Source organism: Nocardioides donggukensis (assembly GCF_014842875.1).
GTDB lineage: Bacteria > Actinomycetota > Actinomycetes > Propionibacteriales > Nocardioidaceae > Nocardioides > Nocardioides donggukensis.
Genome location: NZ_JACYXZ010000002.1, coordinates 521655 through 535100, shown reverse-complemented (window position 1 = coordinate 535100; position 13446 = coordinate 521655). Strand labels below are relative to the sequence as shown.

Genomic DNA, 13446 nt, shown 5'->3' with positions numbered 1-13446 from the left:
ATGCCCAAGCGCGAGGACATCTCCTCGGTCCTGGTCATCGGATCCGGCCCCATCGTCATCGGCCAGGCCTGCGAGTTCGACTACTCCGGCACCCAGGCCTGCCGGGTGCTCAAGGACGAGGGCCTGCGGGTGATCCTGGTCAACTCCAACCCGGCCACGATCATGACCGACCCCGAGTTCGCGGACGCGACGTACGTCGAGCCGATCACCGCCGACTACGTCGAGAAGGTGATCGCCAAGGAGCGCCCGGACGCGCTGCTGGCCACGCTCGGCGGGCAGACGGCCCTGAACTGCGCCATCGACCTCGACGCCGCGGGGGTGCTGGAGAAGTACGGCGTCGAGCTGATCGGCGCCAGCATCGAGGCGATCGACCGCGGTGAGAACCGCAGCGTGTTCAAGAAGATCGTCGACGAGCTCGGCGGCGAGTCGGCCCGCTCGGAGATCTGCCACTCGATGGACGACTGCCTGGCCGCGGCCGGCACTCTCGGCTACCCGATGGTGGTCCGGCCCTCGTTCACGATGGGCGGGACCGGGTCCGGCATGGCCTACGACGAGACCGACCTGCGCCGCATCGCCGGCGCCGGGCTGGCCGCGTCGCCCACCACGGAGGTGCTCCTCGAGGAGTCGATCATCGGGTGGAAGGAGTACGAGCTCGAGGTCATGCGCGACCCCGCCGACAACGTCGTGATCGTCTGCTCGATCGAGAACCTCGACCCCATGGGCGTGCACACCGGCGACTCGATCACGGTGGCGCCGGCGATGACGCTGACCGACCGCGAGTACCAGGCCATGCGCGACCTCGCCATCGGGATCATCCGCTCGGTGGGCGTCGACACCGGCGGCTGCAACATCCAGTACGCCGTCAACCCCGCCGACGGCCGGCTCATCGTCATCGAGATGAACCCACGGGTCTCCCGCTCCAGCGCCCTGGCCAGCAAGGCGACCGGCTTCCCGATCGCGAAGATCGCGGCGAAGGTCGCCATCGGCTACACCCTCGACGAGATCCCCAACGACATCACCCGGGAGACGCCGGCCTCCTTCGAGCCGAGCCTGGACTACGTCGTGGTCAAGGCGCCCCGGTTCGCGTTCGAGAAGTTCCCCGCCGCCGACCCGACCCTGACCACGCACATGAAGTCGGTGGGCGAGGCCATGTCGATCGGCCGCAACTTCACCGAGGCGCTGCAGAAGGCGCTGCGCAGCCTGGAGAGCCCGACGGCGGTGTTCGACTTCGGGGCCCGGCCCACCGAGACCGTCGAGTCGCTGCTCGAGGCGGTCCGCACGCCCCACGACGGGCGGCTGCGCAAGGTCATGGACGCGATCTGGGCCGGCGCCACCGCCGAGCAGGTCTTCGAGGCCACCCGGATCGACCCGTGGTTCCTCGACCAGCTGTTCCTGCTGGCCGAGGTGGCCCGGACGGTGGCCGCGGCCCCCAGGCTCGACGAGCCGACGCTCCGGCTGGCCAAGCGGCACGGCTTCTCCGACCACCAGGTCGGCCGGATCCGTGGTCTGGCCGAGGACGTGGTCCGGGGCGTCCGGCAGGCGCTGGGGGTCCGCCCGGTCTACAAGACCGTCGACACCTGCGCCGCCGAGTTCGCCGCGCGGACGCCGTACCACTACTCCTCCTACGACGAGGAGACCGAGGTCGCGCCGCGGGAGAAGGAGGCCGTGATCATCCTCGGCTCCGGGCCGAACCGGATCGGCCAGGGCATCGAGTTCGACTACTCCTGCGTCCACGCCTGCCTGGCGCTCAGCGAGGCCGGCTACGAGACGATCATGGTCAACTGCAACCCGGAGACCGTCTCCACCGACTACGACACCTCCGACCGGCTGTACTTCGAGCCGCTGACGCTGGAGGACGTGCTCGAGATCGTGCACGCCGAGTCGCAGGCCGGCCCGATTGCGGGCGTGATCTGCCAGCTCGGTGGGCAGACCCCGCTCGGCCTCGCGCAGGGTCTGCAGGACGCCGGCGTGCCGATCGTCGGCACCTCTCCGGAGGCGATCCACCTCGCCGAGGAGCGCGGCGCGTTCGGACGGGTGCTCGCCGCCGCCGGGCTGAACGCCCCGCAGCACGGCACCGCCACGTCGTGGGTGGAGGCCGAGCAGATCGCCCACCAGATCGGCTACCCGGTGCTGGTGCGGCCGTCGTACGTCCTCGGCGGGCGGGGCATGGAGATCGTGTACGACGACGCCGCGCTGGAGGCCTACCTCGAGAAGTACGTCGCCGCCGGTCTGATCAGCGCCAGCGCGCCGGTGCTCGTCGACCGGTTCCTCGACGACGCGGTGGAGATCGACGTCGACGCCCTCTTCGACGGGGACGACCTGTTCCTCGGTGGGGTCATGGAGCACATCGAGGAGGCCGGCATCCACTCCGGGGACTCCTCGTGCGCGCTGCCGCCGATCACGCTCGGCGCCCGCGAGGTGGAGCGGATCCGCGAGGCCACCGAGGCGATCGCGCGCGGCGTCGGCGTGCGTGGGCTGCTCAACATCCAGTTCGCCCTCGGCTCCGACATCCTCTACGTGCTCGAGGCCAACCCGCGGGCCAGCCGCACCGTGCCGTTCGTCTCCAAGGCGACCGCGACGCCGCTCGCCAAGGCGGCCGCGCGGGTGATGCTCGGCGAGAGCATCGCCGACCTGCGGGCGATCGGGGTGCTGCCCGCCGAGGGGGACGGCGGGCGCCTGCCCACCGACGCCCCGATCGCCGTCAAGGAGGCGGTGATGCCGTTCAACCGGTTCAAGACCGCCGACGGCTCGCAGGTCGACACCGTGCTCGGCCCGGAGATGAAGTCGACCGGCGAGGTGATGGGGTTCGACGCCGACTTCGGCACCGCGTTCGCCAAGGCGCAGACCGCGGCGTTCGGCTCGCTGCCGACGCAGGGCCGGGTGTTCGTGAGCATGGCGAACCGCGACAAGCGGTCGATGATCTTCCCGATCAAGGTGCTGGCCGACCACGGCTTCGAGATCCTCGCCACCCAGGGGACCGCGGAGGTGCTGCGCCGCAACGGCGTCCGCTGCACGGTGGTGCGCAAGCACTACCAGGGGCCGGGCGAGTCCGGCGAGCGGACCACCGTCCAGCTGATCCTCGACGGCGACGTGCAGCTGATCGTCAACACGCCGTACGGCGCGGGCGACGGCGGGCAGGCCCGGCTCGACGGCTACGAGATCCGGACCGCGGCGGTGATGGCGAACGTCCCCTGCCTGACGACGGTGCAGGGGCTCGGGGCGGCGGTGCAGGGGATCGAGGCGATGCGCCGCGGCGACATCGGCGTGCGCAGCCTGCAGGACTGGGCCCGCAGGGCGACGAGCGCCGACAGTGGCGACGGGTCGGCGAGGTGACGCTCTACCGGACGCTGTTCGACCGGGTGCTGACCCGGACCGACGCGGAGCGGGCGCACCACGCGGCGTTCACCGCGATCCGCGCCGCCACCCCGGTGACCAGTCGCCTGGGTGCACCCCGCCGACCCGTCGCTGCTGTCGGGCCGCCCGGGCCGGTGCGGGCCATGGGCATCGACTTCCCGCACGTCCTCGGGCTGGCGGCGGGGTTCGACAAGAACGCGGTCGGCATCGACGCGCTGGGGGCCCTCGGCTTCGGGCACGTGGAGGTGGGCACGGTCACGGGGGAGCCGCAGCCCGGCAACGAGCGGCCGCGCCTGTTCCGGCTGCCGGCCGACCGGGCCGTGGTCAACCGGATGGGCTTCAACAACGACGGCGCCGAGGCGGTGGCCCGGCGACTGGCCGAGCGGTCGCGGCGGCACGGCGCGCGGTCCGAGCGGCGCCCAGGACCGGTCCTCGGCGTCAACATCGGCAAGACCAAGCTGGTCCCCGAGTCCGACGCCGAGGCGGTGCTCGCCGACTACCGCAAGAGTGCCGGCCTGCTCGCGCCGCACGCCGACTACCTCGTGGTCAACGTCAGCTCGCCCAACACGCCGGGACTGCGCGACCTGCAGTCGGTCGAGCGGCTGGAGCCGCTGCTGCGCGCGGTGCGACACCGCGCCGACGAGGTCACCGATCACCGGGTGCCGCTGCTGGTGAAGATCGCGCCGGACCTCGACGACGAGGACGTCCTGGCGGTGGCCGACCTGGCCGGTGCCCTGGGCCTGGACGGCGTGATTGCGACGAACACCACGATCTCCCGGGAGGGGCTGGCGACCGATGCCGAGGTCGTCGCCCGGATCGGCGCGGGCGGGCTGTCCGGAGCACCGGTGCGGGAGCGCTCCCTGGAGGTGCTGCGCCTCCTGCACGGGCGGCTCGACCCCTCCGTGACGCTGGTCTCCGTCGGCGGGCTGTCCACGGTGGAGGACGCGAGGAGCCGACTCGAGGCCGGGGCGCGCCTCCTGCAGGCCTACACCGCCTTCGTCTACGAGGGCCCGCTCTGGCCCTCCCGGCTGGTCCGGGGCCTGGCCGCGGAGCAGCACGCTCGATGAGCCCCGACCGAGGGCCCCTGCACGTCGCCGGCGAGGTGCTGTCGGTGAAGCGGATCGGCGCCCACCACCACGTCACGGTGGTCGCGCCGGGGATCGCCGAGCGCTTCCGGCCCGGCACCTTCGTCGTGCTCACGCTGGACGACGCCGCCGACACCGCGCGCCTGCAGCCCCGCAGCTTCTGGATCCACCGGGTCCGGCCGACCGGCAGCCACGGCGCGACGATCGAGCTGGTCGTGGCCGCCGGATCCCGCTTCACGCGGCGACTGGTCGCGCTGCCGCAGGGGTCGCCGGTCCGGGTCACGGGTCCGCTCGGCCGGCCGTTCGCCCAGCCCCGGGAGCCGGTCTCCTGCCTGCTCGTCGGGGAGGGCTACGCCGCCGCGCCGCTCTTCCCGCTCGCCGAGCGGCTCCGGGAGCGGGGCTGCACCGTCAGCGTGCTGCTCGCCGCTCCCGACGAGGCGCACCTCCTGGGGGCGCTGGAGGCGCGGCGGACCGCCCGCTCGGTGACCGTGGTGACCGCGGACGGCTCGGTCGGCGTGCGCGGCACCGTGGTGGACGCGCTCCCGGAGCTGCTCACGCGGTCCGCCGCCGACGTCGTCTATGCCGCGGGCCCGGTGGCCACCCTGCACGCGGCCGCGGCCGCCGCCGAGCAGCACGGGGCCTGGAGCCAGACCGCACTGGAGACCGCGCAGCCGTGCGGCACCGGCCTCTGCCAGGGCTGCCCGGTGCCGGTGGTCGCCGAGGACGGCGTCGGCCGGCTGGTGCGGGCCTGCACCGACGGGCCGGTCTTCCGCGGCGACCGGGTGCGCTGGCTCGAGGTGGACGCCCGGTGAGCCGGGATCCCGGTCCGGTCACCGGATCCGACGCCCCGGTCCTCGTCGCCTCCGGGTGCGGCGGGACCGGCCGCGAGCTCGACGCGCTGGGCGGCCTGGACGGGATCGGGGGGTTCGTCACCCGGACGATCACGCTCGACGCCCGTGACGGTGGCCCCCGCCCCCGGGTGGTGGAGAGCCCCAGCGGCTTCCGGTACGCCGTGGGCCTGCAGAACCCCGGGATCGACGGGTTCCTCGCACTCGAGCTTCCCTGGCTGGTGAGCCGTGGGATCCGGGTCGCGGTCTCGATCAGCGCCGCGTCCCTGGGGGAGTACGCCGACCTCGGCCGCCGCCTGGGCCGCTCCCCGGGGGTCGCGGCCATCGAGCTGAACCTGGTCCCGCCGGATGCGGCCGGTGCCGGCCTCTTCGACGCCCGTGAGCCGTTCCAGGCGGCCCGGGTCGTGGGCGCCGTGCGCCGCGACCTTCCCGCCGGCGTACAGCTGTGGGCCAAGCCGTCGGCGGACCCGGGCCGGCTGGCGGAGACCGCACGGGCCCTGGCCGAGGCCGGCGCGGACGCCGTCGTACTGGTGAACGGGCTGCCGGCCCTGATGCCCGACGGCCGCCCCGCCGGTCTGGCCGGACCGGCGATCGGCCCGCTCGCGCTGCGCTGCGTGCACGACGTAGCGTCGCAGGTGCCCGACCTGCCGGTGATCGCGGCCGGGGGAGTGGTCGACGCTGACGACGTCCGGGCCCTCCTCGACGTCGGTGCCGTGGCCGTCCAGGTCGGGAGCGCACTGCTGCACGACCCCACCGCCGCGGCCCGGGCCGCGGCCACCCTGCGAGGAGACGCATGACCGACCCCTTCGGCGCCCGGCTCCGGGCCGCCACCGACGCCCGTGGACCGTTCTGCCCCGGGATCGACCCGCACGCCGCGCTGCTGCACGCGTGGGGGTTGGACGACACCCCGGACGGCCTGGAGCGCTTCGCCCGGACGGCGGTCGAGGCGCTCGCCCCGGTGTCGGCGATCCTCAAGCCGCAGGCCGCGTTCTTCGAGCGGCACGGCAGCCGCGGGATCGTCGTGCTCGAGCGGGTGCTCGCCGACGCCCGGGACGCGGGTGCGCTGGTGCTCCTGGACGTCAAGCGCGGCGACATCGGCAGCACCGCCCAGGCCTACGCCGACGCCTACCTCGACCGCTCCTCCCCGCTGGCGGCGGACGCCATGACCGTCAGCCCGTTCCTGGGACTCGGCTCGGTGCAGCCCTTCGTCGACGCCGCGCGCGAGCACGGTGCCGGCCTGTTCCTGCTCGCCCTCACCTCGAACCCGGGCGCCGACCAGGTCCAGCACGCCCGCGCCTCCGGCGGCACGGTGGCCGGCAGCGTCCTGGCCGGCCTGGCCGAGCTGAACCGTGGCCAGGACCCCATCGGGTCCTACGGCGCCGTGGTCGGTGCGACGATCGGCTCGACCGAGGAGGAGCTGGCGATCAACGGCCCGCTGCTGGCCCCGGGCGTGGGGGCGCAGGGCGGCACCGCGGCCGACGTACGCCGGATCTTCGGCGCGTCGCTCCCCGACGTGCTGCCCTCCTCCTCCCGGGAGGTGCTCGGCGCCGGGCCGGAGCCGGCCCGGCTGCGGGACGCCGTGCTCCGGGCCAACGACGAGTACGTCGCGCTCCTGGGCGGGGTGCGGTGACCCGGCTGCTGGGCGTGGCTGTCGTGCTGCTCGGGCTGGCCGGCGGCGGGTGCGGCAGCAGCGCCGAGGAGCAGCGTGACGACTACTGCGCCGCGGTCGAGGAGCAGGGCGCCCGGCTCACGCGGATCTCCGACGAGGGGGGTCCCGGCGGCTTCATCGAGGCGCTGCCGGTGCTCGAGGAGCTGGCCGGGCAGGCCCCGGCGGACCTCCGCGACGAGTGGCGGACCTTCCTCGACGCGCTGCGCGGCCTCAGGGACGCACTGTCCGAGACCGGCCTGGACCCCGACGACGTGACCGCCGACGGGCTGCCGGACGGGCTCTCCCAGCAGGAGCGGCGGCGGGTCAGCGGCGCCGCCTCGGTGCTGGCCCGCGACGACGTGCGCTCGGCCACGGTCGGCATCGAGCAGCACGCCCTGGACGTGTGCTCGACGCCCCTCCTGTAGGCGGTCGCGGCGGGCAGCCACCCCGAAGGGTGGCCCGGCGTTGCCGTGTCCGGCGCGAGGTGACTAGATTGACCACTCACCCGAAGTCCCACGATTGACGAGGTTGCAAGTCCGTGGCCCTGCCCCCGCTCACGCCCGAACAGCGCCAGGCTGCCCTCGACAAGGCCGCCGCCTCCCGACGCGAGCGGGCCGAGGTGAAGAACCGGCTCAAGAACTCGGGCGCCTCGATCGTCGAGGTGCTGCACGACGGCCAGACCAACGAGGTCATCGGCAAGATGAAGGTCCTCGACCTGCTCCAGGCGATGCCCGGGCTCGGCAAGGTCCGGGCCCGCCAGCTGATGGAGCGCCTCCACATCGCCGAGAGCCGCCGGGTCCGGGGGCTGGGCACCAAGCAGGTCGCCGCCCTCGAGGCGGAGTTCGCCGCGCGGGACTGAGCCACGCGTTGACGTCACCGACCTCCTCGCGGCTGGTCGTGCTCGCCGGACCCACAGCGGTCGGCAAGGGCACGGTGGCCGCCGTCATCCGCGCCGAGCACCCGGACGTGTGGATCTCGGTCTCCGCGACCACCCGGCCGCCTCGGCCCGGCGAGGTCGACGGTGTGCACTACCACTTCGTCGACGACGCCCGGTTCGACGCGATGGTCGCCGGCGACGAGATGCTCGAGTGGGCGGTGGTCCACGGAGCCGCCCGGTACGGCACCCCCCGGCGTCCCGTCGAGGAGGCGCTGGCGGCCGGTCGCAAGGCCCTGCTCGAGATCGACCTCCAGGGCGCCCGCCAGGTGCGCCGGACGATGCCCGACGCGCTGTTCGTGTTCCTGGCGCCTCCGAGCTGGGAGGAGCTGGTCCGCCGGCTGGTCGGCCGCGGGACCGAGTCGGGCGAGGAGCGGGAGCGGCGACTGGCCACGGCGCGGACCGAGCTGGCGGCCGAGGAGGAGTTCGACGTGACCGTGGTGAATCGTGAAGTTCACGCTGCGGCAGGTCAGTTGGTAGCCTTGATGGGGCTCGACCTCGAGCCCGATCCATCCACCGACACCATGTGAGGCGCATCTACGTGTCTGCCCCCACCGGCGAGGGAGTCACCAACCCCTCGATCGACGACCTGCTCACCAAGACCGACTCCAAGTACAAGCTGGTCCTCTACAGCGCGAAGCGGGCTCGGCAGATCAACGCCTACTACTCCCAGCTCGGCGAGGGCCTGCTGGAGTACGTCGGCCCGCTCGTGGACACCCACGTCCAGGAGAAGCCGCTGTCGATCGCGCTCCGCGAGATCAACGACGACCTGCTCACCTGCGAGGACGTCGACCCGGCCGAGCTGGCCGCCGAGGAGGCAGCCGCCAAGGCCGCCGCCGCGGCGCCGTCGTTCACCGCCGGCGAGTGACCTGACCTTGCCCGGACCCGGGAGTCAGCAGGCCGTTCCTCCGCAGCCGGAGGGACGGCCTCGCGTCGTCCTGGGCGTCAGCGGCGGGATCGCGGCGTACAAGGCGTGCGAGCTGCTGCGCCGGTTCACCGAGTCCGGGCACGACGTGACCGTCGTCCCGACCGCCGCGGCGCTGGAGTTCGTCGGCGCGCCGACCTGGGCGGCGCTGTCCGGCAAGCCGGTCTCCGCGGAGGTGTGGAGCGACGTCCACGCCGTGCCGCACGTGCAGATCGGGCAGCAGGCCGACCTGGTGGTGGTCGCGCCGGCCACCGCTGACCTGCTCGCCAAGGCCGCCCACGGCCTGGCCGACGACCTGCTCACCAACACCCTGCTCACCGCCCGCTGCCCGGTCGTGCTCGCCCCGGCGATGCACACCGAGATGTGGGAGCACCCCGCCACCCGCGCCAACGTGGCCACCCTGCGCTCGCGGGGCGTGGTGGTGGTGGAGCCGGCCGAGGGCCGGCTCACCGGCGCCGACACCGGCAAGGGCCGGCTGCCCGAGCCCGGCGAGCTCTTCGAGCTGGCCCGCGACGTCCTGGTCCGGGGCGGCTCCCCGGGCGACGACCTGCGGGGCCGGCACGTCGTGGTCTCGGCCGGCGGCACGAGGGAGTACCTCGACCCGGTCCGGTTCCTGGGCAACCGCTCCTCGGGTCGGCAGGGCTACGCCCTCGCCTCGACCGCCGCGGCCCGGGGCGCGGAGGTGACCCTCGTCGCCGCCAACGTCTCCCTGCCCGACCCGGCCGGGGTGAAGGTGGTCCGGGTGGCGACCACGGCCGAGCTGCGCGACGCCGTCCTGGCCGCGACCCCCTCGGCGGACGCGGTGGTCATGGCGGCCGCCCCCGCCGACTTCCGACCGGTGTCGGTTAGCACCGCCAAGATCAAGAAGGCCGACGACGGCACCGCCCCGGCCATCGACCTGGTGCAGAACCCCGACGTGCTGGCCGAGGTGGCCGCCGACCGGGCCCGGCCGGGCAGCGTCGTGGTCGGCTTCGCCGCCGAGACCGGGGACGACGCCGGGACGGTCCTCGAGCACGCCCGGGCCAAGCTCGCCCGCAAGGGGTGCGACCTGCTCGTCGTCAACGACGTGAGCGGCGGCGCGGTCTTCGGCAGCCCGGACAACGAGGCGGTGATCCTGTCCGCCGAGGGTGAGCCGGTCGTCGTACCGCGCGGCACCAAGGCGGCCCTGGCACACGCCGTGTGGGACCGGGTGGGCCTCCTGCTCGAGGACCCCGACCGCGGCTGAGACCGCCGTCTCGGCTTTCGGGACGCCCGCTAGGGTTCAACCACCACCACCTGCAGAGGGAGCGAGAACCACCGTGGCCGGACGCCTGTTCACCTCCGAGTCGGTGACCGAGGGTCACCCGGACAAGATCGCCGACCAGATCAGCGACACCGTCCTCGACTTCCTCATCAAGCACGACCCCGACAGCCGGGTCGCGGTCGAGACGCTGCTGACGACCGGTCTGGTCGTGGTGGCCGGCGAGGTCAAGACCAAGGCCTACGCGCCGGTGGCCGAGCTGGTCCGGAACAAGATCCTCGAGATCGGCTACGACCACTCCGACAAGGGCTTCGACGGCACCACCTGCGGAGTGCAGGTGGCGATCGGGGCCCAGTCGACCGACATCGGCCAGGGCGTGGACACCGGCCACGAGTCGCGCGTGGAGTCCTCGGTCGACGAGCTGGACCGCCAGGGCGCCGGCGACCAGGGACTGATGTTCGGCTACGCCTGCGACGACACCCCTGAGCTGATGCCGCTGCCGATCATGATGGCCCAGCGGCTCTCCCAGCAGCTGACCGCGGTCCGCAAGGACGGCACGCTGGACTACCTGCGACCCGACGGCAAGACCCAGGTCACCATCGAGTACGACGCGGAGAACCGGCCGATCCGGGTCGACACCGTGGTGCTCTCGACCCAGCACGCCGAGGACATCGACCTCGAGTCGACGCTGCAGCCCGACATCAAGAAGCACGTCATCGACCCGGTGCTGGCCACCTTCGACATCCCGTCCGAGGGGTACCGGATCCTGGTCAACCCGACCGGACGGTTCGTCGTCGGCGGTCCCATGGGCGACGCCGGGCTGACCGGTCGCAAGATCATCATCGACACCTACGGCGGGATGGCCCGGCACGGCGGTGGCGCGTTCTCCGGCAAGGACCCGTCGAAGGTCGACCGGTCCGCGGCGTACGCGATGCGCTGGGTGGCCAAGAACGTCGTGGCCGCCGGCCTGGCCCGGCGCTGCGAGGCGCAGGTCGCCTACGCGATCGGCAAGGCGCACCCGGTGGGCGTCTTCATCGAGACCTTCGGCACCGGCACCGTGCCGGACGAGGACATCCAGAGGGCGGTCTTCGAGGTCTTCGACCTGCGCCCGGCCGCGATCATCCGCGACCTGGACCTGCTGCGGCCGATCTACGCCGGGACCGCGGCGTACGGGCACTTCGGTCGCGAGCTCCCCGAGTTCACCTGGGAGCGCACCGACCGGGCCGACGCGCTGCGGGCAGCGGCCGGCGCCTGAGGCGACCCCGGAGCACTGTCCCCGGGGACTGGTAGGAAGGGCCCGTGAGCGAGCTGCGGGACGACGACCGAGGCGGGGGCGCCGAGGGCGAGACCCTGCCCGGCCTGGCCCGGGTCCGGGCCCGGACCCGTCGGGCGCCCCGGCAGACGGCGCCGACCCCGGCGGCCGAGGTCGCGCCGGTCGCCCGGGTGCTGGTCGACCTGCCCCTGGCCCACCTGGACCGGACCTTCGACTACCAGGTCCCGCAGACGATGGCCGAGCAGGCGGTGCCCGGCGCCCGGGTGAAGGTGCGCTTCGCCGGTCAGGACGCCGACGCCTACGTCCTGGAGCGGCTCGACGCGAGCGACCACCCGGGCCGGCTGTCCCCGGTGCGGCGCGTCGTCAGCCCCGAGCCAGTCCTGACCCCGCAGGTCGCGGCCCTCGTGCGGCAGGTCGCCCGTCGGTACGCCGGCACGAGGGCCGACGTCCTGCGCCTGGCGGTCCCGCCCCGGCACGCGACGACCGAGAAGCAGCCGTCCCCGGAAGCGCCCGCGCCGCCGGCCGCACCCCCCGACCCCGGGGCGTGGTCCGGCTACGACGCCGGGGGGTCGTTCGTCGGCGCGCTCGCCCGGGGTGAGGCACCCCGGGCGGTGCTCTCGGCGGCCCCCGGGGAGGACTGGCCGGCGCTGCTGGCCCGGGCCGCCGCCGCGACCCGCGCCGCGGGCCGGGGGGTGCTGATCTGCGTCCCGGACGGCAAGGACGTCGCCCGGGTCGACGTCGCGCTCGGTCGGCTCCTGGGCGAGGGACACCACGTCGCGCTCACCGCGGACAGCGGGCCGGCCGCCCGCTACCGCGACTTCCTCGCCGTGTCCCGAGGTGCCCGCCGGGTCGTGGTCGGGACCCGGGCCGCGGCGTTCGCGCCGGTCGCCGACCTGGGGCTGGTCGTGATCTGGGACGACGGCGACGACCTGTACGCCGAGCCCCGCGCGCCGTACCCGCACACCCGCGACGTGCTGCTGCTGCGGGCCGCCGCCGAGGACACGGCGGTGCTGGTCGGCGGATTCGCCCGCACGGTCGAGGCGGAGTACCTCCTCGCCACCGGCTGGGCACGGGAGATCTCCGCGCCCCGGGCGACCGTGCGCGAGCGGGTGCGGGTCGAGGTCACCGGAGCCAGCGACCGGGACCTGGCCCGCGACCCGCAGGCCCGGGTGACCCGCCTGCCGACGCAGGCCGCCGACGCGCTCCGCTCCGGGCTGGCGTCGGGGCCCGTGCTCGTGCAGACGCCCCGCGCCGGCTACGCCCCCAGCCTGGCCTGCGAGCGCTGCCGGACCCCGGTCCGCTGCGCCGGGTGCGGAGGCCCGATGCGGCTGACCGGACCGACCGAGCCGCCCGCGTGCGCCTGGTGCGGCACCGCCGACCCCGCCTGGTCCTGCCGCGAGTGCGGCCACCGCGGCATGCGCGCCCCGGTGCGCGGCGAGGGGCGCACCGCCGAGGAGCTGGGCCGCAGCTTCCCGAGCACCGTGGTCCGCACCTCCGGCGGTGACCGGGTGCTGGCGTCGGTGCCCGACTCTCCGGCGATCGTCGTCGCCACGCCGGGCGCCGAGCCGGTGGCCGAGGCCGGGTACGCCGCCGTGGTCCTCATGGACACCGGCCTGGCGCTGGCCCGGCTCGACCTGCGCACCGCGGAGGAGGCGCTGCGCCGCTGGATGAACGCCGTCGCCCTGGCCCGCCCCGGGGGACGGGCGGTCGCGGTCGGCGACCCGGCCGAGCCGACGCTGCAGGCCCTGGTCCGGTGGGACCCCGGTGGCTTCGCGCGGAGGGAGATCGACGAGCGGCGCTCGGCGCACCTGCCGCCGGCCAGCCGGCTGGCCACCGTCACCGGGCCGCCCGGCGCGGTCGACGACGCCCTGACGCTGGCGGCCCTGCCGGAGGTGGCCGAGCTGCTGGGCCCGGTCCCGGTCGAGGAGACCGGCCCACCCCGGCCGGGGGCCGGACCCGAGGTGCGGGCCGTGATCCGGGTGCCGCGGGCGCAGGGGGAGGCCCTGAGCGAGGCGCTGGCCGAGCTCCAGCGGCTGCGCTCGGCGCGCAAGCTCGACCCGGTGCGGATCCAGGTCGACCCGCTGACGCTGTGAGCAGGGACCGAGACTGAGGGGATCGCGACGGGGGACCCAGACGAGG

At 74.4% G+C, this 13446-nt stretch carries 12 protein-coding genes; all 12 read left to right on the top strand.

Features of this window, described 5'->3' with window-relative positions; all coding sequences use genetic code 11:
• On the top strand, nucleotides 1-3333 hold the full coding sequence (gene carB, locus IE331_RS08895) for a carbamoyl-phosphate synthase large subunit (protein WP_192142639.1): 3333 nt from the start codon (nucleotides 1-3) through the stop codon (nucleotides 3331-3333).
• On the top strand, nucleotides 3330-4421 hold the full coding sequence (locus IE331_RS08890; RefSeq protein WP_201931488.1) for a quinone-dependent dihydroorotate dehydrogenase: 1092 nt from the start codon (nucleotides 3330-3332) through the stop codon (nucleotides 4419-4421). Before carB ends, IE331_RS08890 begins: the two co-directional genes overlap by 4 nt.
• Complete coding sequence (locus IE331_RS08885) at nucleotides 4418-5251, top strand: iron-sulfur cluster-binding protein (protein ID WP_192142630.1); 834 nt, start codon at nucleotides 4418-4420, stop codon at nucleotides 5249-5251. The genes IE331_RS08890 and IE331_RS08885 overlap by 4 nt, the downstream gene beginning before the upstream one ends.
• Nucleotides 5248-6084, top strand: a complete 837-nt coding sequence (locus tag IE331_RS08880) for a nitronate monooxygenase (RefSeq protein ID WP_192142628.1) — start codon at nucleotides 5248-5250, stop codon at nucleotides 6082-6084. Before IE331_RS08885 ends, IE331_RS08880 begins: the two co-directional genes overlap by 4 nt.
• The gene (gene pyrF / locus IE331_RS08875) at nucleotides 6081-6917 is read left to right on the top strand and encodes an orotidine-5'-phosphate decarboxylase (protein WP_192142620.1); all 837 of its coding nucleotides are present in this window, start codon (nucleotides 6081-6083) and stop codon (nucleotides 6915-6917) included. Before IE331_RS08880 ends, pyrF begins: the two co-directional genes overlap by 4 nt.
• Entirely contained in the window at nucleotides 6914-7360 is a 447-nt protein-coding gene (locus IE331_RS08870; protein ID WP_192142619.1) for a hypothetical protein, read from the top strand. Before pyrF ends, IE331_RS08870 begins: the two co-directional genes overlap by 4 nt.
• A gap of 113 nt (nucleotides 7361-7473) precedes the next feature.
• Complete coding sequence (mihF, locus tag IE331_RS08865; RefSeq protein WP_192142617.1) at nucleotides 7474-7794, top strand: integration host factor, actinobacterial type; 321 nt, start codon at nucleotides 7474-7476, stop codon at nucleotides 7792-7794.
• 8 nt (nucleotides 7795-7802) lie between these two features.
• Nucleotides 7803-8399 carry a guanylate kinase gene (gene gmk, locus IE331_RS08860; protein WP_192142615.1) on the top strand — a complete coding sequence of 199 codons (597 nt, stop codon included), beginning with the start codon at nucleotides 7803-7805 and terminating at the stop codon, nucleotides 8397-8399.
• A gap of 11 nt (nucleotides 8400-8410) precedes the next feature.
• Entirely contained in the window at nucleotides 8411-8737 is a 327-nt protein-coding gene (gene rpoZ / locus IE331_RS08855; protein ID WP_192142612.1) for a DNA-directed RNA polymerase subunit omega, read from the top strand.
• A 7-nt stretch (nucleotides 8738-8744) separates the two neighbouring features.
• Nucleotides 8745-10019 (top strand): bifunctional phosphopantothenoylcysteine decarboxylase/phosphopantothenate--cysteine ligase CoaBC, encoded by a 1275-nt coding sequence (coaBC, locus tag IE331_RS08850; RefSeq protein ID WP_192142610.1) that lies wholly within the window; start codon nucleotides 8745-8747, stop codon nucleotides 10017-10019.
• Between the two features lie 73 nt (nucleotides 10020-10092).
• Entirely contained in the window at nucleotides 10093-11289 is a 1197-nt protein-coding gene (gene metK, locus IE331_RS08845) for a methionine adenosyltransferase (RefSeq protein WP_192142608.1), read from the top strand.
• A gap of 44 nt (nucleotides 11290-11333) precedes the next feature.
• On the top strand, nucleotides 11334-13400 hold the full coding sequence (locus tag IE331_RS08840; protein WP_192142606.1) for a primosomal protein N': 2067 nt from the start codon (nucleotides 11334-11336) through the stop codon (nucleotides 13398-13400).
• Nucleotides 13401-13446 lie beyond the last annotated feature (46 nt).

What these genes read in the sequence shown, in the direction of transcription:
- pyrF (WP_192142620.1), top strand. Translation starts at nt 6,081, where the DNA reads ATGACCGACCCCTTCGGCGCCCGGCTCCGGGCCGCCACCGACGCCCGT.
- IE331_RS08885 (WP_192142630.1), top strand. Translation starts at nt 4,418, where the DNA reads ATGAGCCCCGACCGAGGGCCCCTGCACGTCGCCGGCGAGGTGCTGTCG.
- carB (WP_192142639.1), top strand. Translation starts at nt 1, where the DNA reads ATGCCCAAGCGCGAGGACATCTCCTCGGTCCTGGTCATCGGATCCGGC.